Here is a 19,146-nt window from a genome sequence, read left to right as displayed (position 1 = left end):
TAAGATTCAATCTCACACAAACTCCCCAATATCAAAATCTTCAAGGTCATTCTTCCGCATAAAAGAAGAACTGGAACCCGCTTCACCGGAAAGACTCCTGTCCAATAAATCAGCAATCTTTCGTGAGGCCCCTTCAATAGAATTTTCCAGTAGGCTTAACAATTCGGTCCCCTGTATCTTTTGAACCAGCCCGATCGCTATGTTTTGTTGGGATGGCTCAAGCACTTCCTGGCTGAGCAGCATCCCCACGGTGCTTAGTTCTTCAAAGGTAACCCCTGTAGCAAAACCGTTGTCGCCTGCCTGCATCCCGTACCTGTTCCATTCTTCTTCCTCTTCCCACAGGTCAGGGCCACTACTAAAAACTTCATCCAGGTCTTCCTGCGGAATTTCTATGGCAACATCTTCCTCGTCGATTTCAATTTCAAAATTATCAGCTTCTGCTTTATCTTCCTCATGTTGACTCTGTGGGGCAATATTTGGCAGTACGTGGCTTTGAACGGGCCTGGGGCGTCCCATAATATCAGGCAGATCCGGCAAAGGATCTTTCTTAAGGTTATTCTTTGCCGGCCTCTTACCATGTGCTATCCTTTCTTCTACAAGGAGAAAGATTACTACCAAAAGGCAAATTAAGATTAACAGCTCCATCATAATACTTATAAAATAGGTTTGTATTTATTATTAAAACTATCGGTGATCTGGTCACCAAATTCCTGAAAATGATATTCCAGCACATTGTCCAGGTAGGCGTAAATACTTATCTTATCTTCCCCGATGATCTGTACAATACGGGATAAGCGTTCATGAAAATCGGGGCGGATATATACAGACTTTCCATCACGGGCATTAGTTTCAACCTTCTTAAAAAAAATAGGCTCATAATCTACATCCCCTCCTTTTCTAGCCTTGCCTCGTTCCTTATTCACAGGCTTTTCTACCAACGGCTTGGCTGGTATTTCCGTGGGATTCTGCAAGCCTTCTTTTTGTACACCACCGGCCATTAGAGACATCATCAGCGCCTCGTCAATTTCAGGAGTCACTTTTTTCTTATCATCTTTCTCCATAATACTACAATTGAACAGTTCTAATAAATTCAGTCATAAACTCATCCAACCGGCAGGCTTTCATTAACTTCTCATCAGGCGGCAGTAAAGTGGACCGGAATACGGTTTTCGCATGAGCTTCGCTATCTTTTCGGAAACGCAGGCTGCCGGTGACCTGGCTGTTCATCACGCTTAACCCCAGTTCATCAATGAGCCTGTTATAAATATCATATAAGGGAGAGCGCTCCCGCCCATCTACCTGGTTCCAAAACAGATTGATGGTTTCAATACAGTTTTCACCACGCTTCATTATAACATCCTTCATCAACTGCGAGAAAACAAGCGTACTTTCCATTACAACACGGTCCGCTATGATCGGTGTGAAAATATGGTTCATCCCCGCTAAAGCACTTAGTATCCCAGGGGTGTTCACCGTTCCAGGCAGATCAAAAAAAAGAAAATCCAACGGTACCGGTAATGAATCCATAAAGTCATGCGCTGCTTCCAGTACCCCTTCGGCTCCATGCTGTAAAATGGGGTAAGCTTTTTTATTGATGGTCGTAAATTGCTTGTAGGCCATTCTTTTAAATAATTCATTCTCCATAATTGACTTCATATCCCGTTCCCGCATTTTTATAAGGCTATGTTGGGGGAAGTCACAGTCGTAGACCGCCACATTGTAGCCGAGCCTGTAATGGAGTGTGCTGGCAGCAAGTGCCGTGAATGCGCTTTTTCCTACACCACCCTTCTGGGAAGAAAAGGCAATAAATACTGTTTTCTTTTTTGTTTCCATTTGTATAATTATTTTTATTCACTTACTTATGTTTTTAGTTACTTCTGCATCCATGTACTTAACATCCCAGCTACCAAAGGATTTAAGTATGCAGGACCGCACAGAAATAAACACCTGCTTATGATTATATTTCTTTACCTAAATACTTTCGTACGGTACTGCATCTTTAAACAGGTAACTATATCCGTATGCCGATGCACCTGCACATTTGTTTTTACCTGATTATGTACAGCGGTATGGACAAAAGCACTTACGCGGGTATTTTCCCGCATACATTTAATTGTACGTATGTAACTGTGTATACCTGTTTGTATGTAGCTGTGTACAAACCTATGAACAGATATAGAACCAGATTCAGGTACAAAGGAATGCACATACAATGAAGTCTTAATAAACCTGTCGTCGTTTGGCGCTGGGAGGCAGTATATGGCAGTGTGCCACTAAGCAATGCTTCGGTTTTAAAGTCCGTACTTTGTAAGTGACTTAAATAATACATGTTTCTAAATCACGGGAGGTAATTGACGGCCCAACGGGCCACCCTCCCGGCTCTATCGAATCCGCCCCCAAAGGGCGGATTTTGTTATCACCAGATAACAGCAAGTTGTGTTTTGAGCAGCTCCAAATGCTTTCCGCTGCTCAAAACAACTTGCCCTGCCGGGAGCTGAAAAACACCCTCCGAAGTCGGGGTTTTCTAAAATTTAAATGGATTAGTGATGGATAAGGACAACAATAAATCAATACGCAAAGCGGGCCGTAATCCTAAAGACGACCCAGCGGTATTCCGCTACTCGATATCTCTCAACGCGCAGGAACATGCGCAGTTTCTTTCGCTTTTCGAGCAGTCAGGTATGCAGGTTAAAGCCCACTTTATTACCGCCTGCATTTTTCAAAAGACGATCAAGACCGTCAAAATAGACAAAGCGGCTGTTGACTACTATATAAAGCTTACCAACCTATATAGTCAGTTCAGGTCGGTTGGCGTGAATTACAACCAGGTAGTTAAGATACTATTCCGCCACTTTTCGGAAAAAAAAGCAGCGGCATATCTCTTTAAACTGGAAAAACAGACGATCGAAATGGCGGTTTTATGTAAGAAAATAATACGGCTAACAGAGGAATTTGAAACAAAATATCTGAAAAAAGAGACGTAAAATGATAGCAAAAATTGGCAGGGGAAAAAGCCTGTTCGGTGCACTCTCATATAACCATCAAAAAATTGAGAAGGAAAACGGTCAGATTATCCATACCCATAAGATGATGGAAACACCTGATGGCACATATTCCATTGCCACTTTATGCCGTTCTTTTGAATCCTACCTGGCTGCGAACCGGAATACAGAAAAACCCGTTCTGCATATCTCCCTTAATCCAGGTCCGAAGGATCAGGTCAGCGATGAAAAGTTCAGGGCTATGGCTGCGCAGTACATGCTGGAAATGGGCTACGGTGAACAGCCCTATGTGGTATACAAGCATACCGACATAGAGCGTACTCATATTCATATTGTATCAGTCTGCGTAAATGAAGAGGGTAGAAAAATTTCAGATAAGTTTGAAAAAAGGCGCTCTATGGCCGTATGCCGTAACATGGAGAAAACATTCGGATTGTTACCAGTAGATAATAAAGAAGAGAAACAGAGCGAAGGCATGGTGTTCCACCCGGTGGATTACACAAAGGGAAATATTAAAAGCCAGATTGCTTCTATAGTGCGGTATCTTCCTTCCTATTACAAGTTTCAGACATTAGGTGAATATAATGCTTTGTTATCCTTATTTAACATTACAGCTGAAAAAGTCGAGGGTGAGCTTCATGGAAAGCTCAAACATGGACTTGTTTACTTTGCCCTTAATGATCAAGGTGAGAAATGCAGTAACCCGTTCAAAGCCTCCCTCTTCGGCAAGAATGCCGGATTTGCTCAGTTAGAACTTCATTTTGCAGAGTGTAAAGAAAATGCTAAAAGCAATGATACAAGAAACAAGGTAAAGATGATTATTGCTGAAGTCATGAAGGCAGCCCGAAATGAAAAAGAATTTAAAAATCTCCTCGCAATGCAAAATATAAATATCGTTGTCCGCCGGAATGATTCCGGTAGAATCTATGGAGTTACATTCATAGACCATAATTCCAAAACAGTATGGAACGGCTCACGGCTGGAAAAAGAATATTCTGCCAATATTTTTAATAATTGGTGGGAAAATGGCAGGAAGCCTGAGATCAAAAATCAAGAAGAAAATAATATTGCTTCAAATGAGAAGTGGGCTGAAGCCATTCCTCCCTCCTTACCTCCCCGTGACATATTCCAGTTTCTGGAAAGAAGCGCAACTAACACTACCAACGAAGGCTCTCCCTTCATAGAGGTCACCGGAGAACTGTTCCCGGAGGCTCCGGGTGATGATTACCAGGAGTTATCTTTCCTGGGCCAAATGAAGAAAAAGAAGAAGCGTAAACCCGGTAGACAAACTTAGAAAAAAGGCTACACCAAAAAGTGCCTCTTAATGATAAAGCCAAATAGTCCCTCTTAAAGCCATTCTCTCCCCTTCCCTTATAGCGCGTAGAGGGAACTTCTACATTGACCTTCAACAAATTTTCTACAATTATGCAAGGGGAGGACGATTTAAGAGGGCTGGCCAAAATTATGGCTTTTATGCGCGCAGTAAGCATTCTTTTAATACTGATGCACCTGTATTGGTTCTGTTATGGGGCATTTCATGAAAGGGGGTGGACCCTTGATATTATCAATAAAATATTACAGAATTTCCAACGGACGGCAGGACTTTTCTCTCACACCCTGTATACAAAAATTTTCGCTGTGATCCTTCTTGGTTTAAGCTGCCTCGGTACAAAAGGAGTTAAAAATGAAAAGATCACCTGGCCTAAAATCAATACCGCATCAGGTACCGGCACTGTCCTATTCTTTCTAAATACCCCGTTATTAAAACTTCCTTTTGAAACAGCTACATTCTTTTATATACTTAGTACCAGCTTAGGATATATCCTTTTGCTAATGACCGGGGTATGGATGAGCCGATTACTGAAGAATAATCTGATGGATGATGTTTTCAACAATGAAAATGAAAGCTTCCAGCAGGAAACCAGACTTATAAAAAATGAATATTCAGTCAACCTTCCAACTCAGTTTTATTACAAAGGAAAATGGAACCCGGGATGGATTAACGTGGTCAACCCCTTTCGTGCCACGATTGTTTTAGGAACGCCAGGCTCAGGTAAAAGCTATGCTATCGTAAACAACTACATCAAGCAGCATATTGAGAAAGGATTTAGTATGTATATCTATGATTTTAAGTTCGATGACCTTTCCACCATTGCGTATAATCATTTACTAAAGCACACCGACAAGTATAAAATACAACCGAAATTCTACGTCATCAATTTTGACGATCCACGCCGGAGCCATAGATGCAACCCCATCAATCCTAACTTTATGACAGACATATCCGATGCTTACGAGGCGGCTTATACAATCATGCTTAACCTTAATAAAACGTGGATAACCAAACAAGGCGAATTTTTTGTCGATAGCCCAATTATCCTTCTGGCAGCCATCATTTGGTATTTGAGAATCTACGAAGATGGTAAATATTGTACTTTTCCTCATGCCATAGAATTGCTAAATAAAAAATACGCTGATGTATTTACCATACTTACTTCATATCCTGAGCTGGAGAATTATTTATCGCCCTTCATGGATGCCTGGAAAGGCGGTGCGCAAGACCAGTTGCAAGGGCAAATAGCTTCAGCAAAGATCCCGCTATCCCGGATGATCTCGCCCCAACTCTATTGGGTAATGACCGGCGATGATTTTTCGTTGGACATCAATAACCCGGCTGAACCAAAGATTTTGTGTGTAGGCAACAACCCTGACCGACAGAATATCTATTCCGCCGCATTGGGCTTGTATAATTCCCGTATTGTAAAGCTCATCAACAAGAAAGGGCAACTAAAGAGTTCTGTCATCATTGATGAGCTGCCCACAATTTATTTCAGGGGATTGGATACACTTATCGCGACTGCACGTAGTAATAAGGTGGCAGTCTGCTTAGGATTTCAGGATTTCAGTCAGCTAACAAGGGATTATGGCGACAAAGAAAGTAAAGTGATCCAGAATACTGTGGGTAATATATTCTCAGGACAGGTAGTTGGAGAAACTGCAAAAAATCTCTCAGAAAGGTTCGGAAAAGTGCTACAGAAACGACAGAGTATTTCGATCAATAGAAATGATACATCTACCTCTATATCGACCCAGCTCGATAGCCTTATTCCATCTTCAAAAATTTCCACACTAACACAAGGGATCTTTGTAGGTTCAGTATCTGATAATTTCGATGAGCGTATTGAGCAGAAAATCTTTCATTCTGAAATTGTCGTGGATAACGAGAAAGTAGCAGCGGAAACAAAAGCATACAAGAAAATCCCGCAGATTCTTTCATTTTGTGATGATAACGGAGAAGATGTAATGAAACAGAAAATAGATGCCAATTACCGGAATGTAAAGGCGCAGGTTAATCAGATCATCGAAAGCGAAATGGACAGGATTAAAAATGATCCGGCGCTACAGCATTTGATACCAAATCCAGATCCAAAAAAGAAGCCATAAAGGGGCTTCTTCTGGAATAATATTAATTTATCAATTATCTAAATAAAAGAAGACTGCAAAGTAAAATTTGGTATATATAGCATCACTTATTTATTGTATTTTGGAATATTTGACTACCTAACCAAACTACATGACGACCTAGATTCTTTATTTATTATCCTAAGAGATATCACATCTGTTGCTCAAATCGTACCTCAGTACACCGCAGCATCACTCAGAGTCAAAGTAATTTTTTTTAATTTCTTTTCTTGAGGCTTCCGCACCGATTTCCATACGTCTGTCGTAAATGGCCTGCGATCCTTTGCCTGCAAAATAACGAAGCTGGTCTTTGTTGTCTGTTGCCGCCTGATAGATAACTTCAGCTATTTCTTCAGGAGTTGAGACAGGCTTAATCTTACTCAACATTTTCCCCTCAGCTGCTTCATAAAATGGGAGAGGTTTCACGTCCGAATTGTGGCTAAACAGATCCGTTTTCGTAGCGCTCGGTGCAACAGTTTTAACACCAACGCCAAACATTGACAATTCGATTGACAAACATTCACTCCAACCTTCTACCGCCCATTTTGTTCCGTTGTAAACACTTGTGAATGGAAAGCCTGTATGTCCTCCAATAGAAGTTACATTAATAAATAAACCGTTTTTCTTCTCTCTGAAATGAGGTATAAAGGCTTGTGTAACGCGAACTGTCCCTAAAAAATTGGTGTCTATTTGTTTTACAATATTCTCGTCAGTAAATGATTCCAGGGAACTCATCAAACCATAACCTGCATTATTCAACACTACATCTATTTCCGCTAATGAAATGGCTTTGGATACTGTTGACTTTATTTGTTCAAGATTCGTAACGTCTAGGGGCAAAATAGTTATATTTTTTAATTGCGTTAGTTCAGTTTCTTTTTCGGTATTTCGCATTGTTGCGATCACATTCCAACCTTTTGATTGAAACAATTTTGCGGTTGCTTTTCCAATTCCTGATGAAGCCCCTGTGATGAAGATTGTTTGCATTTTACGTTATTTTTATTGTTTACACAACAAAGGTAAAATGAAAATAGTATACCTTTGATACTTGTATCCAAAAGGATACTTAATTATAATGACAACGGAAGAAAAACGATTTCAGGAGAAAATAAATGCGATTCAAGATACCATGTTTGTAATTGGTGGTAAATGGAAAATACCAATAATTCTTTCTATTTACAGCGGAAACAAGCGGTTTAATGATATTTCAAATTCAATTCCGAAAATTACAAATCGTGTTTTGTCAAAAGAATTAAAACATTTAGAAGAAAATTTTTTGATTACAAGAAGCATAGTTAGCGATTATCCTGTTCGGATAGAATATACTGTAACTTCTTATGGTTTGGGACTTGATGAAATTGCAAAACCATTGGAAAGGTGGGGCAAAAAACACAAGCTAAAAATTAAAGGGGAGTAACAATTTGTTTTCATTGCTAAAATACGGTAACAACACTTCACCTACCATTATGTCATCTTTAGCTACTACTTAACCCTACAAAGATTCTTGTACTGTCAGATCAAGGACTAGCTATTACAAATTATTCCAATGCCGGGTTCTAAAGTTTAATGCTCTTACCTTTCTCATTATCACCTATCTCGGATGTAACATTTCCTTCCGGATGGTGATTCTGCTCTACCGGTGTTATTGATAAGAGGATTTTCCGGTCGATTGCAGCCAGCTCTGTTTTAAGATCACTCAGCTGGTGCTCTTTTGTCCATACACCACCAACAACTTCCTGGAGTACCGGGAGATCTTTTTCGATTGCTGCAATTTTCTTTTGATCCTCCGCTATATATCCGGGAAGCTTCTCTAAGGCATTGAGGAAATTCATAGAAGCCAGTTTTGCATCAGAAGCTATAAGGCCGTTGTTGTATGTATATTTGATATTACCTTCCCCTTGTACCATAAAGCGGTTAACTTTAGTATCCACTGCATCTTTTTCCAACACCTCTGTCTTAACCAATAGCGAAAATCCATACAAGGTTCCGATTTCCTCATACTGTCCTCCAGTACGAGCCTGATCAGCGATTTCATTAAGCTTTGCCCCAATTAGTTTAACATCGGCATCACGGTGTAGCCCTATCAAATAAACCGGGTTAGCGCTCGTTCCATCTTGCTTTTTCTCGATACGCTGCTGTAAATTCTTCCAGTCAAGAGTCATTCTCTCCATGCGGGACTCAATGGACTTCAGTTCAGTTTCAAGATCTTCCAACCTGTATTTGGAACTGGATCTGGAACGGTTGAATGCCAGTCTCTCGCTTTCCAATCCGGCAATCCGTTTTTCCAGCTTTGCCTTTTCCAATAGATCAGTATTGCCAGAGAGGATCGCCACATATTCCGAGTAATTCATCCCTGTTTTTTCATCCATGCTACCCTCGTCAATAGTCCGTTTTCCGAGGTTGTTGCTCTTTAACTGGTCGATGAAAAACTGCTTGTTATACAAGCTGTTGAATTTATAGCTATCCAATGATTTCTCCACCGCGTAGATGAACACATCGACCTTGTTATCTGCAAAGAATTTCGCAATTTCATTACCTGTTCGGATAGCCCTGCCATCGCGCTGGGCAAGATCACTCGGCCGCCACGGGGTATCTAAATGGTGCACCGCTACTGCGCGTTTCTGTGCATTAACACCGGTACCCAACATATCAGTTGAACCAAACAGAACCCGTATTTTCCCTTCATTAACCGCTTTGATTAATTCTTTTCGTTGCTTTTCATTTTTTGCCTCCTGCATAAACCTGATTTCGTGAGCAGGAATGCCGTGATCTTCGACAAGCTTTCGCTTAATCTCTGAATAGATATTCCATTCACCTGGTTTATAGGTTCCCAGGTCTGAAAAAACAAACTGTGTTCCTTTCTGCGCATTAAACTTCCTATAGTATTTTGCAATATTGGCGGCACAACGGGAAGCCTTATTATCGGGATGGTCGTCGTACTGGCTACTGATCAACCGCATATCAAGCGACATTTTACGGGCATAGTCCGTAGCAATGAGCATCTTGGCTTTCTGTTCACTTTCTGATAGCTTGGCCCGCCCTAATAAGGTCGCATCACCTGTTTTGGCAAACGCCATTAGCTTTTTTATGAACTCTTCTTGTTGCGGTGTAGGCGGTATATTGTAAAGAATCTCATTTTTTTCCGGTCGGTCTATCCCTATATCTTTTGCGGTACGGTAATCTGTAATCTCCGAATAGAACTGTGCCAGCTCAGGCACCTTGATAAAATACCTGAAACGTTCTTTCTGAACAATGGTATTGGCTACTGAAAATTCATAATCTGTCGTTTTTCTTGCGAATATGGCCGCCCACGCATCAAAACAATTAATACCCTGCTTTTCCAATGCTTTAGGACGCAGATATTTAAACAGCAGGTATAATTCAGTCAGAGAATTACTGATAGTGGTACCGGAAAGAAACGTAGCTCCCATATCCTTTCCTGTCCTCTCCTGGATGGTACGAATAGCAAATAGCAGATTCAATGCTTTCTGGCTACCCTGCATATTACCTAAACCCGCCACACGCTCATGGCGGGGATTAAACATTAAATTTTTAAATCGATGGCTTTCATCTACAAGGAGATGATCTACTCCCATCATTTTAAAATCGACCACATCATCTTTACGGGTTTCGATATCATGTTCCAGCGTTTTAAGTTTAACTTCAAGATTCTGTTTTCGCACGATCACTCCCTTAAGCATTCCCCTTGAAATCTCGTTTCCCTGTTCCTGCAGAACCGCAAGATTTTCCTCTACACTATCGAGTTCAGCCTGAAGGATCTCTTTTTGGAGTTCAGCCGATTGCGGGATCATCCCAAACTGTTCATGGGTAAGGATGACACAATCCCAATCATTATTCTTGATATCGCCAAAAATCCGCTGCCTTTTCTGGGGGGTAAAATCTTCTTTCCCCGGATAAAGGATCTTAGCATGGGGATAAGCCCTACGGTAGGTTTCGGCAATTTCATGCACATTGGCTTTCAATGCCATAATCATTGGCTTATGGACCAGCCCCAGGCGCTTCATTTCTTGCGCTGCGGTACACATGATAAGCGTTTTTCCCGCTCCCACCTCGTGATCACAGATCGCCCCTCCGCCCAGCTTAATCATCCAAACAGCATCTTTCTGGCTTGAATAAAGATCCTTTATTCCCAAGCCTTTTAGATCCAGACCTGGAAACTCCTGGTGGCCCCCGTTATACTGCGGTCGGACAAAACAATTGAAAGTATCATTGTACTGATCTGTCAGCCTTTTTTTAAATTCATCATTCTGCCCATATAACCAGTCGGTAAAAGCGGTACGGATTTCGTCAATCTTAGTATTAGCCATCTGTATGGCTTCTATATCCCTCACTTTAACTTCCTGTCCATCAATGGTCACCTTTTTAGTGATATCCGGGGTTGTATTGACCAGGGCATGTTTTAAAAGTGAGATTCCGTCGAAAGTCCTGCTGTCAGCTTTTACAGCATACTTTTCGGATATGTGTATATTTTTCTGGGAGCAGCTCACAGAAAAATCATCCGTATTTTCTGTATAATGAATGGCTACTTCGGTTTTGAATAACGCGGAAGCAAAGCGGGCATAGATCCCTGTCGGTATCCAGCGTTCCCCTAAGTTAAAATCCAGTTCTTCAAACTCAATATGGCGCGGTCTGGCTTCCTCCAATACACGCAGGCTCTCCTCCACCTGCTTATCATCCCGATAGCTTGCCAGATGCTTTCTTATTTCTTCCGCTTTTTCAACCACATTCCCCGATATCCAACGCTCTGAAATTTCATATTGCTTTTCTAAGGGATTGTAAAAAATACGGCCCTGCAGTGCGTTTCTCAGATCATCAGCAGAAATCCCGCTGACCTCAGACATATAGTCCAGGTTAATAGTGCCGTACTTATTCAGTGAGGCCGCCAGAGCTTCGTCGGGATCATCAGTGGAAAGGACTGCTGTTGAAAAGCTCACGGGATGATAAAAGATATCAGATTTATGTACAACTCCACCTACGATACGCTCCAAATAAGGAATTTCCCTGCCGGCGCTATCAGTTTTAATCAGCTTGATATTCTCGGAACTGTTGAAATACCCATACCTTTTCACATAGGCATCATAATGTTGGTTGAGCATCTCTCTTTCCCCCTGATGCTCTGCCAGAGTTTCCGCTTCTTTCTGATACAAGTCAAGGTAGAGGTCACGCACCCCGATATAGGCTTCAGCCCTCGCCCTTTGAGAAGAGGTTAGATCAAGGGGATGAAATACCGCCTGCTTCTCTTGATGGTCAAGGTTTCTCAGATAGCCAACCAATTTCCGATCTGATACAAGACATTCATCCCTGTGGAATGGTTGAATAATGCCTTCATAACGAGCTGGCACTGACACAATTTTACTTTGCCCTTGTATTTGATCGTCACTGTTATTACCAGGATCAAAAAACAGGTCACCGATAACTTCTTTTTTATTGGTATTCCCCGGTGTGACACCGCTACCTTGCGAAGGTGGAATAAAGGAGGTGAGATGTTCCGTCTTTCCACTAAACAGGTCTTCCTGCAGTCCCCGCTTTTCTTTTTTCTTTTCAATCTGCCGTTTAGCGGGCTTTGTTGTTATCACAGCAGGAAGGTCTGGTAGAGGTTGTACAAAATTTTCAAAGAGATCAAAAAGACTCAGCTGCACCTCTTTTAAGGCAGATTGTCCTGTCAACCCTGATGCTGGTCTTGTTTCTTGTGGATGCCCTGTTTTAGAAAGGGTGCCGTCCTGTTTATGATTGGGTAGCAGGTCAGCCGCTAGGTTGGTAACATCCGTTAGTGGAGGTGTTCTACTTTTTTCACGCACATTATAACCAGGTGATAGCTTGGAGGCAGGTTGTCGGGATAGACCGGTCTTTGGCTGCACAACCGTCTCTACTGAAAATCCCTGGTATAAGTCGAGGTTAAGATATTTCTTGAAATCATCGCTCAATATCTCCTTCGCATCTTTTGCAATACCACTTACACCTCCATTATGCAGGAACAGCGTGTAGGGTTTACCATACAAATCCGTTGATTCGATGATTTCATTAAAAACAACCCGGTCCTCAAATACCAACGCGTTAGTGTTGGTATTGTTTTTAGTTTCAAAAGTCCGGCAAAAGTCCTTTTCCCTTTGAGAAGAGCTCTGTTTTTCCCGGTTCTTCTGAAGTACGATAAGATCACTCCCTACGTCGGTTCCGGCATGGTCTGAAAAAAGGTTATTGGGAAGCCGCACTACGGAAATAAGATTATGCTCTCTCATTAATGCTTCTCGTATAGCCTGATTAGCAAGACTATTGAGTACTCCCTGTGAGGTAATAAAAGCCAGGATACCACCATTACGAATAGCATCGGTTCCTTTCAGAAAAAAATAATTGTGAATACTGCGGGCAGCCTGCACCCTTGCCGGATCTTTGCTCCTCGAATAAGAGAGGTCAAATACCGAACTGGTGCCAAAGGGAATATTTCCAGCTACGACGTCAAAACTATTCTCTTCTTTTTCAGGTAGTTCTTCAAAGCCCTTAATACGGATTTTCTCTTCTGGATAGAGGTGTTCCAGGATCTTACCGGCTAAAGGCTCTTTTTCATAAGCGGTAATCTGTAGTGCTCCTTCACCGGCAAGTGGATCAATGAATGCTCCGACACCGGCAGAAGGTTCGAGAAAATTCCGGATGATGATACCATTTTCACGGAATACTTCGTAAAGTGAACCAATCATTTCAGGTGGTGTATAGAAAGCTGTCAGCACTGAGCTTCGTATACTCTCCACGTATCGTTTATATTGCTTTTCGCTGTCTGCATTATCTCTCAGCACCTGATGCAGCTCCCTTGTCATTTCAAATAATCCCCGGTCATATTCCATCCATTGTTTGATATCGGTTGGTTTTTCTGCCGGGTTGAGCACAAATTTTAGCCCACCAAATCCACTGTATTGCTTCAGTAGTAGTCTTTCTCCTTCACTCGCCTTTCGTTTCTCATCATCCAATTTAAAAGCAATTCGCAAAGCATCAATATTCCATTGGAGGTGCTCACGCTTACTAAAGCCCATTTTCGTCTATCCAGATTTGAATGGTCCCCGTCAATTCTGTATAAAGTCTGTCAAACACCGTTGTGTAAGCAAAATCATCAGTCAATTCGTAATTTGCGAAAACAGGAATACAAATGGGAAACATCTTCATTGCAAAAGGACGGAGCTCTTCATCTGGCAGAAGGCTGTCAAATTCCTGGCATACCACCTGGAATACCGTATCAAACTTTGAAAAGTAAAGTCCCTCAAACAAAATCTGATCGGCAATCGCACTGCACTGATCAATAGGATTTCCACTACGGAACGCCTCCTGATAAACATAGGCCGCATCCGTTGAGCGCTGATTAATAAATAAGGTATCCGCCGCCAGTTCAGGAAAGCTCGTATACAGTAACTCTTGTAATTTTAACCTGAAGTATGACAGGTCTTTCTCTGGTGTATTCATATATTGAACTTTGAATTGTTATAAAAATCCAAAGTATCAACTGTATACTTAGAACCGCGAACCGTGGAAGTGATTGGCGCTCCTGGTGCTGTAATTGGCTCTACACTATTGTAAGGCCGTTGTGAAAAGCTTAAATTAGCCCAGCAATTAAAAATATTTATTTACATGAAAGAATTAGTCGAGAAAATCAGTGTGGAGTATGAAGCGTTTAAAACTGATGCAAATTTGCAAGGGGAAAAAGGTAATAAATCAGCGGGGATGCGAGCGCGCAAATCTTCCCTTTCATTGGAAAAGCTAATGAAGGATTTCCGAAAGGCATCGCTTGAAGAAAGCAAAGCTAAGTAGTGCAGATCTCCCCATTGAAGGAAAGTATTTTTTTACTCAGTTACCTGGTTAGGATAAACGATCATTATCATGAGCAGCCTCGGTGCTTAATTGCTTTCTAAAAATTTGAGATTAACCAGCCTATAACATTGCCGCTGAGTAAAAAAAATTAGTATTGCAAACCACTTGCATGTGGCTTTTTTAAAAAGGTATAGAGTTTATTTAATAGAACCGGGGCTCACCCCGGTTTTTTATTAGTTTTATTTCCTACTATATGGTATTAGGTCATTGGGTTCAATATCAAGTTCCCAGATAATCCTTATCAGTGTTGTAAACTGTATATCACGCATACCGCGTTCAAGTTCAGATATCCTCGAAGGCTCGGCCTCGATAAGTAAAGCCAGTTCTTCCTGCGTGAGGCCCTTGCTTTTACGTGCCTGCCTGATCTTTGCGCCCAACTCCAATAGTACTATTTTATCATTCCCTTTATCCATTGACGCAAAATCATGGCAATTTTTGGCATACAATCTGCCATATTTGGCAGATTCAAAACTTTTATATATTTTGGATTATTAAAAGAATTTTTTAAGCGAATATTAAAAATGATCACCATAATCAATTAATAATCAATTATTAAAACCTTAAACCATTGCACAAGATAAGATAAAATTCAACTTTCACAACAGTACTTATCTGGGTTCTTACCTGAGTTAAGATGTTCCGGCTTGATAGTGCTTTTATACACCAATCATTTTTTTATCTAACCCCAGGGAATCCCCCCTGCCCTAAACCCGTCATTAAAATGAATGATCAATCAGCTGATGAGCTTCGTTATTACCGCTATTTGTCACAAACTCTTATTATTATTTTAGGTTTAGTAACCATGCTTTCCATTTTATTGTCGATTATGCTGGTGTATTACAGCATGAAATTCGACGACCTTCAACCCAATCTCTTTCAGTTAAATGCCTATTCAGACTTTATGGTACTATAAAACCTAATATAATTAAAGTATACCCGATCTGCTATTAGTGATCTTTACCTTAACCATGCAATCATCTCAGATATGAAAACAGTTTCTTTCTTTATAATCCAGATAGAATCCCATGTAGATACCGTTGGCATTTTAAATATTCGTTACGCAGCTGGCAGTTGCCTCGCCGCATTTGAGCGGTTGGTCACTACTGGCACTCCTGCCACACATGATTACTTAATCGTACTATTATTTGTTCCCGATGGTAGGTTTCTGCACAGGTGCGAGGAAATAAACAAAAAATATATTAAAGATAAACAGGAACTAATGACCAGCTTTTCTGATATTTTCTACGCAGGTTAGGAAAGGCAAAAAAATAGATCTCAGCCCTAAAAGATTGGAAGCTAATGTATAGCACAGGTTCGTTTTTCCCGATCAATGCGGAATTTTCTAATTTGTTAATACAAATTCATTTGCAAAGTATTTACACTTTTTAGTATAGTTAACATTTACTTTGCTCCAAACCCTTCTGCTCATGAGTTATTCCCTCAATTCAATTCGTTATATTGGTACTCATGGTACCAGTGATAGCCTGAAAAAAGTAATAGTTACCGTTAACACCATTTCACTAATTACAGGATTATTGGCTTTTTGTATAGGTCCATTTCTTTCGATTTATACGGGAAACCTTGCTATTTTATGGGGCGCCTATTGCGAAGTATTGCTCTTTACCACAGTTATAGCGCTCAATTATTTAAAAAAATATGGCATAGCGACTATAGCCACCCATATCTTCCAAAATGCTTCTGTCCTTTATTTCGGGCTGCTTTTTGGGGCCCATGTGGATGTAAAATTAATGATCGTCTTTTTAGGCATCATCCCTTTACTCATATTTAAAGACAAACCGGTAATCCTTACTTCCCTACTCATTACGGCGCTGACCTTATTTATCCTGGAATACAATTACCAGTATCATTTATTTCCTTCTATGACCATGAGCCTGGAACATGAGCGTTTTACACGATGGCTTAGTTTGGTAGTTATTTTATTTTTGGTTGTAACTGTAGTCTGGATAACAGAACAGGATAAGAAGAAAGCTAATCAGGCTTTACAAAAGGCCAATGCAATGCTTGAACACCTCACCGAAAAGCTACAGGAGTCGGTAAATGCCAAAGCGGCTTATGTTCGTGAGATCACCCATGAGATCCGCGGGCCATTCAATGCCATTTTTTCAATAGCACAGCTACTGCTCAATAGCACATCAAAAAGTAGCACACTTAAAGAGGTTAAGGGGGATATTGAAACCCTTAATGCCGGTTGTTATCAAACCCTAAGCATTATCAATAGCGCTTTAGATGTTTCTAAATTAGAAACCAGTATTTTTCCAGTAGAAATCAGCAGCATAAATCTACGCTCATGGATACAGGAAATCGTATCCATCTTTAGTTACATTGCCTCTCATAAACAGGTAACATTACACCTCAAAGTAGGCGTAATACCATCTATTGTGGAAGGAGATAGTGAAAAGCTAACTCGCATTGCCAATAACCTGATCTACAATGCGATCAAATTTACCCGTAAAGGCAGTACGGTTACCATTAGCATTGACAGTACAAATTCTAAATGGACCATCAGTATTGCAGACCAGGGACCCGGCATGAGCCAGATCGAGCTGGATGATGCTTTTAAAATCTACCGGAGCAGTAGCAAAGATAGCTCAACAGGAGCGGGGCTTGGACTATATTTTGTCAAAAATACAATTGACCTTCTTAAAGGGGAAATTAGTGTTTTCAGCCTCAAAGGTAGAGGGACTAATTTTACCGCTTCTTTTCCATTGGCTATCGGTAAATTAGAAGCCTCTAATCCATCCACAGAAGTTCCCTCTGATGAAATTAATATGGGTGGTAAAGAAATTTTGATTATCGATGACGATGTAATGCAGACCACCTACATTTCCAAATATCTCCAAAGCATTGGCGCGTCTGTCCGAATTGCTGAAACAGCAAGGGAAGGATTTAAAATGTTAAAGGAACAGACAGCAGACCTCATTCTTTTAGACAATACCCTACCGGATATGTCTGGTCTGGAGGTCTTGGAGGAACTAGGTAGAAATCCATTCTATGTTCTCATTCCCACGGTGCTGGTCACCGCTGATAACGCTGTGACCCGGGAGGAAAGCTTAAATGCAGGCGCATATGATTACCTCTTAAAACCCATCATATTTAAAGACTTAAAGAAATTGCTTAGTTTTAACCAGATCGCTTCCTACAGGCAATAGACCAGAGTTGTGAGTATCTAAATGCTGCCGGCAAATCGCAGTCCTTTTTACTATCTTTAAAAGGATAATGCAGGATTAAGCCTGCTTATGATATTCACAACGAAAGAAAATGCCCGTAACAGTCTCCCGGCTTTATTGTCCTTACAATGAAGCACTTAATCCTCTTGTCCAATTGGCCGCCCGGCATACTGATGCCTGGTTGCAGCAATTCAATCTCCTTCCTGATCTTAAAGCATATGAAACCTATAGCAGTCAGGGCTTTGCTTACATGGTATCACGGATGTTTCCCACGGCTAAAAGGGATTTATTATTTGCCCTTACAGATCTTAACAGCCTGCTATTTTTAATCGATGACCAGATCGACCCTGTAGTAGGCGATCCTAAAGATAAGGGAGAACTACGTCATTTCATTTCAGATTTTATGTCCGTGCTTTTCACCGGTGATGTAAAAAAATATTCTCATCCTTTCCTCTCTGCCCTGGATAATGTATGGAACCGCATACAGGCAATGACCTCTGATTTATGGCAGTGGCAGTTTGCTACAGCTTTATGCCAAACCTTTCAATCCGCCCTATGGCAGCTGGATAATATCAAAAATAGCTATACTCCGACTTTACAGCAATACAGAATGCACCGCCCTTATTTAGGTGCAGCCAATATTGCAACACAATCCATTCCAGCTGTTTTGGGAATATCCGGAAACTGGGAGAAGCTTTCGCCACAAGTAGAAGAACTTACAAGACTGGCAGAAATTATCGTCTGCTGGGCCAACGATTTGTATAGCCTGGATAAAGAAATCAAACACGGCGACCTGTATAACCTCGTGCTGATTATTCAAAACCAATACCAGATAGAGCTACAAGAGGCATATAGGAAAGCAGTTGCCATTCATAATAACGATATGACACGCTTTGATATAAAAGCCAACAAACTAACAAGGGTTGCCTATTCCGGTGCATTGATCAGTTACATCGACGGCCTTAAGCATATTATCAGGGGAAATGTGGACTGGTCTGAGCGGGAAACCACCAGGTATCAATTCCAGGACTTAAATTAATAATATCTTTCGCTAAGAAAGCCTTAAATTACTCCGGGCAGCTAATCGAAATACGTGTCTTCTCCATTATAAAGTTTAACAATTCTCCTCCACCGGATGCGGTAAGCGAAAATAATATTGCTTAGTTTGTATAGCTTTATTTATAAAACATTGCTGCGATGTGTCAGTCCCCAATTTATCATCACGTCAATTAGATCAACCAAACTTTTTCCTGATTCCGTTAGTTCGTACTTAATTAGAACGGGGGTATTATCATAAACATGGCGGATTATAATACTATTCATTTCCAGTTCTTTAAGTTCTTTTGATAACATTCTTGGCGTAATCCTGTCTATATTTTCTAATAATTCCTTAAATCGAGTCTTTCCTTTCAGTAAAGAGGCTATTATCGGCAGTTTCCATTTCCCACTAACAACGTTCATTGTATCCGTTAAAGCCAGAACATAACTGTTCGGGCATTGCTTTGCCTCCTCTTCCCTTACTACAATTTCTTTAAATTTATCCATAGCTATTATAATTTCACTATACAAAAGTATACCTATATTTTTAAGTAACAAAGTATAAAAAATATATTCGCCTGTGT

General features: G+C 40.8%; 16 protein-coding genes. 8 read left to right on the top strand and 8 right to left on the bottom strand.

Translation table 11 applies throughout. The features are described from left to right. Positions 1-12: 12 nt before the first annotated feature. Genes PMI13_RS05375 through PMI13_RS05365 form a run of 3 tightly spaced genes read right to left on the bottom strand, consistent with a single transcriptional unit; the run spans position 13 to position 1,833 of the window. Positions 13-618: a conjugal transfer protein TraD gene (locus tag PMI13_RS05375; protein ID WP_449384733.1), complete on the bottom strand. Its 606-nt coding sequence runs from the start codon at positions 616-618 to the stop codon at positions 13-15. A 35-nt stretch (positions 619-653) separates the two neighbouring features. Then, positions 654-1,061 (bottom strand): DUF3408 domain-containing protein, encoded by a 408-nt coding sequence (locus PMI13_RS05370; protein ID WP_007841447.1) that lies wholly within the window; start codon positions 1,059-1,061, stop codon positions 654-656. Positions 1,062-1,065: 4 nt separating this feature from the next. Beyond that, complete coding sequence (locus PMI13_RS05365) at positions 1,066-1,833, bottom strand: ParA family protein (RefSeq protein ID WP_007841446.1); 768 nt, start codon at positions 1,831-1,833, stop codon at positions 1,066-1,068. A 713-nt stretch (positions 1,834-2,546) separates the two neighbouring features. Between PMI13_RS05365 and mobA the strand changes: the two genes are divergently transcribed. From mobA to mobC, 3 genes are all read left to right on the top strand, one after another. Then, positions 2,547-2,984 carry a conjugal transfer protein MobA gene (gene mobA / locus PMI13_RS05360; RefSeq protein ID WP_007841444.1) on the top strand — a complete coding sequence of 146 codons (438 nt, stop codon included), beginning with the start codon at positions 2,547-2,549 and terminating at the stop codon, positions 2,982-2,984. Between the two features lies 1 nt (position 2,985). Next, complete coding sequence (gene mobB, locus PMI13_RS05355; protein WP_007841442.1) at positions 2,986-4,296, top strand: conjugal transfer protein MobB; 1,311 nt, start codon at positions 2,986-2,988, stop codon at positions 4,294-4,296. 131 nt (positions 4,297-4,427) lie between these two features. Further along, positions 4,428-6,446 (top strand): conjugal transfer protein MobC, encoded by a 2,019-nt coding sequence (gene mobC, locus PMI13_RS05350; protein ID WP_007841436.1) that lies wholly within the window; start codon positions 4,428-4,430, stop codon positions 6,444-6,446. A gap of 210 nt (positions 6,447-6,656) precedes the next feature. Here the strand turns inward: mobC and PMI13_RS05345 are convergent, their stop codons facing one another. Then, complete coding sequence (locus PMI13_RS05345; RefSeq protein WP_007841435.1) at positions 6,657-7,451, bottom strand: SDR family oxidoreductase; 795 nt, start codon at positions 7,449-7,451, stop codon at positions 6,657-6,659. Positions 7,452-7,539: 88 nt separating this feature from the next. Between PMI13_RS05345 and PMI13_RS05340 the strand changes: the two genes are divergently transcribed. Beyond that, positions 7,540-7,881, top strand: a complete 342-nt coding sequence (locus PMI13_RS05340; protein WP_007841434.1) for a winged helix-turn-helix transcriptional regulator — start codon at positions 7,540-7,542, stop codon at positions 7,879-7,881. 139 nt (positions 7,882-8,020) lie between these two features. Here the strand turns inward: PMI13_RS05340 and PMI13_RS05335 are convergent, their stop codons facing one another. Together PMI13_RS05335 and PMI13_RS05330 are read right to left on the bottom strand one after the other, a co-directional pair. Beyond that, on the bottom strand, positions 8,021-13,507 hold the full coding sequence (locus PMI13_RS05335; protein WP_007841433.1) for an N-6 DNA methylase: 5,487 nt from the start codon (positions 13,505-13,507) through the stop codon (positions 8,021-8,023). Beyond that, positions 13,497-13,931 carry a DUF1896 domain-containing protein gene (locus PMI13_RS05330; protein ID WP_007841432.1) on the bottom strand — a complete coding sequence of 145 codons (435 nt, stop codon included), beginning with the start codon at positions 13,929-13,931 and terminating at the stop codon, positions 13,497-13,499. Before PMI13_RS05330 ends, PMI13_RS05335 begins: the two co-directional genes overlap by 11 nt. A gap of 165 nt (positions 13,932-14,096) precedes the next feature. Between PMI13_RS05330 and PMI13_RS05325 the strand changes: the two genes are divergently transcribed. Then, positions 14,097-14,276 carry a histone H1 gene (locus tag PMI13_RS05325; RefSeq protein ID WP_007841431.1) on the top strand — a complete coding sequence of 60 codons (180 nt, stop codon included), beginning with the start codon at positions 14,097-14,099 and terminating at the stop codon, positions 14,274-14,276. A 239-nt stretch (positions 14,277-14,515) separates the two neighbouring features. On the opposite strand, the gene PMI13_RS05320 is transcribed toward PMI13_RS05325, so the two are convergent. Continuing rightward, complete coding sequence (locus PMI13_RS05320; RefSeq protein WP_034669245.1) at positions 14,516-14,749, bottom strand: helix-turn-helix domain-containing protein; 234 nt, start codon at positions 14,747-14,749, stop codon at positions 14,516-14,518. A gap of 308 nt (positions 14,750-15,057) precedes the next feature. Here PMI13_RS05320 and PMI13_RS21090 point away from each other — a divergent pair, with 308 nt between their 5' ends. The 3 genes from PMI13_RS21090 (at position 15,058) to PMI13_RS05305 (ending at position 18,563) form a co-directional block, all read left to right on the top strand. Then, the gene (locus PMI13_RS21090) at positions 15,058-15,249 is read left to right on the top strand and encodes a hypothetical protein (RefSeq protein ID WP_007841428.1); all 192 of its coding nucleotides are present in this window, start codon (positions 15,058-15,060) and stop codon (positions 15,247-15,249) included. A 514-nt stretch (positions 15,250-15,763) separates the two neighbouring features. Then, complete coding sequence (locus PMI13_RS05310; RefSeq protein ID WP_007841426.1) at positions 15,764-17,506, top strand: ATP-binding response regulator; 1,743 nt, start codon at positions 15,764-15,766, stop codon at positions 17,504-17,506. 109 nt (positions 17,507-17,615) lie between these two features. Beyond that, positions 17,616-18,563 (top strand): terpene synthase family protein, encoded by a 948-nt coding sequence (locus PMI13_RS05305; RefSeq protein WP_007841425.1) that lies wholly within the window; start codon positions 17,616-17,618, stop codon positions 18,561-18,563. Between the two features lie 140 nt (positions 18,564-18,703). Here PMI13_RS05305 and PMI13_RS05300 read toward each other — a convergent pair whose 3' ends face one another. After that, complete coding sequence (locus PMI13_RS05300; protein ID WP_034669248.1) at positions 18,704-19,069, bottom strand: winged helix-turn-helix transcriptional regulator; 366 nt, start codon at positions 19,067-19,069, stop codon at positions 18,704-18,706. Positions 19,070-19,146 lie beyond the last annotated feature (77 nt).

It is taken from the genome of Chryseobacterium populi, from assembly GCF_000282115.1.
Lineage (GTDB): Bacteria > Bacteroidota > Bacteroidia > Flavobacteriales > Weeksellaceae > Chryseobacterium > Chryseobacterium populi.
This window is presented reverse-complemented; position numbering and strand designations above follow the sequence as displayed.

Bases quoted from the DNA above. Each gene is read 5' to 3' on its own strand.
- mobB (WP_007841442.1), top strand. From the start codon at position 2,986: ATGATAGCAAAAATTGGCAGGGGAAAAAGCCTGTTCGGTGCACTCTCA.
- PMI13_RS21090 (WP_007841428.1), top strand. From the start codon at position 15,058: ATGAATGATCAATCAGCTGATGAGCTTCGTTATTACCGCTATTTGTCA.
- PMI13_RS05305 (WP_007841425.1), top strand. From the start codon at position 17,616: ATGCCCGTAACAGTCTCCCGGCTTTATTGTCCTTACAATGAAGCACTT.
- PMI13_RS05300 (WP_034669248.1), bottom strand. From the start codon at position 19,069: ATGGATAAATTTAAAGAAATTGTAGTAAGGGAAGAGGAGGCAAAGCAA.
- mobC (WP_007841436.1), top strand. From the start codon at position 4,428: ATGCAAGGGGAGGACGATTTAAGAGGGCTGGCCAAAATTATGGCTTTT.
- mobA (WP_007841444.1), top strand. From the start codon at position 2,547: ATGGATAAGGACAACAATAAATCAATACGCAAAGCGGGCCGTAATCCT.
- PMI13_RS05325 (WP_007841431.1), top strand. From the start codon at position 14,097: ATGAAAGAATTAGTCGAGAAAATCAGTGTGGAGTATGAAGCGTTTAAA.
- PMI13_RS05335 (WP_007841433.1), bottom strand. From the start codon at position 13,507: ATGGGCTTTAGTAAGCGTGAGCACCTCCAATGGAATATTGATGCTTTG.
- PMI13_RS05320 (WP_034669245.1), bottom strand. From the start codon at position 14,749: ATGGATAAAGGGAATGATAAAATAGTACTATTGGAGTTGGGCGCAAAG.
- PMI13_RS05345 (WP_007841435.1), bottom strand. From the start codon at position 7,451: ATGCAAACAATCTTCATCACAGGGGCTTCATCAGGAATTGGAAAAGCA.
- PMI13_RS05340 (WP_007841434.1), top strand. From the start codon at position 7,540: ATGACAACGGAAGAAAAACGATTTCAGGAGAAAATAAATGCGATTCAA.
- PMI13_RS05365 (WP_007841446.1), bottom strand. From the start codon at position 1,833: ATGGAAACAAAAAAGAAAACAGTATTTATTGCCTTTTCTTCCCAGAAG.
- PMI13_RS05370 (WP_007841447.1), bottom strand. From the start codon at position 1,061: ATGGAGAAAGATGATAAGAAAAAAGTGACTCCTGAAATTGACGAGGCG.
- PMI13_RS05310 (WP_007841426.1), top strand. From the start codon at position 15,764: ATGAGTTATTCCCTCAATTCAATTCGTTATATTGGTACTCATGGTACC.
- PMI13_RS05330 (WP_007841432.1), bottom strand. From the start codon at position 13,931: ATGAATACACCAGAGAAAGACCTGTCATACTTCAGGTTAAAATTACAA.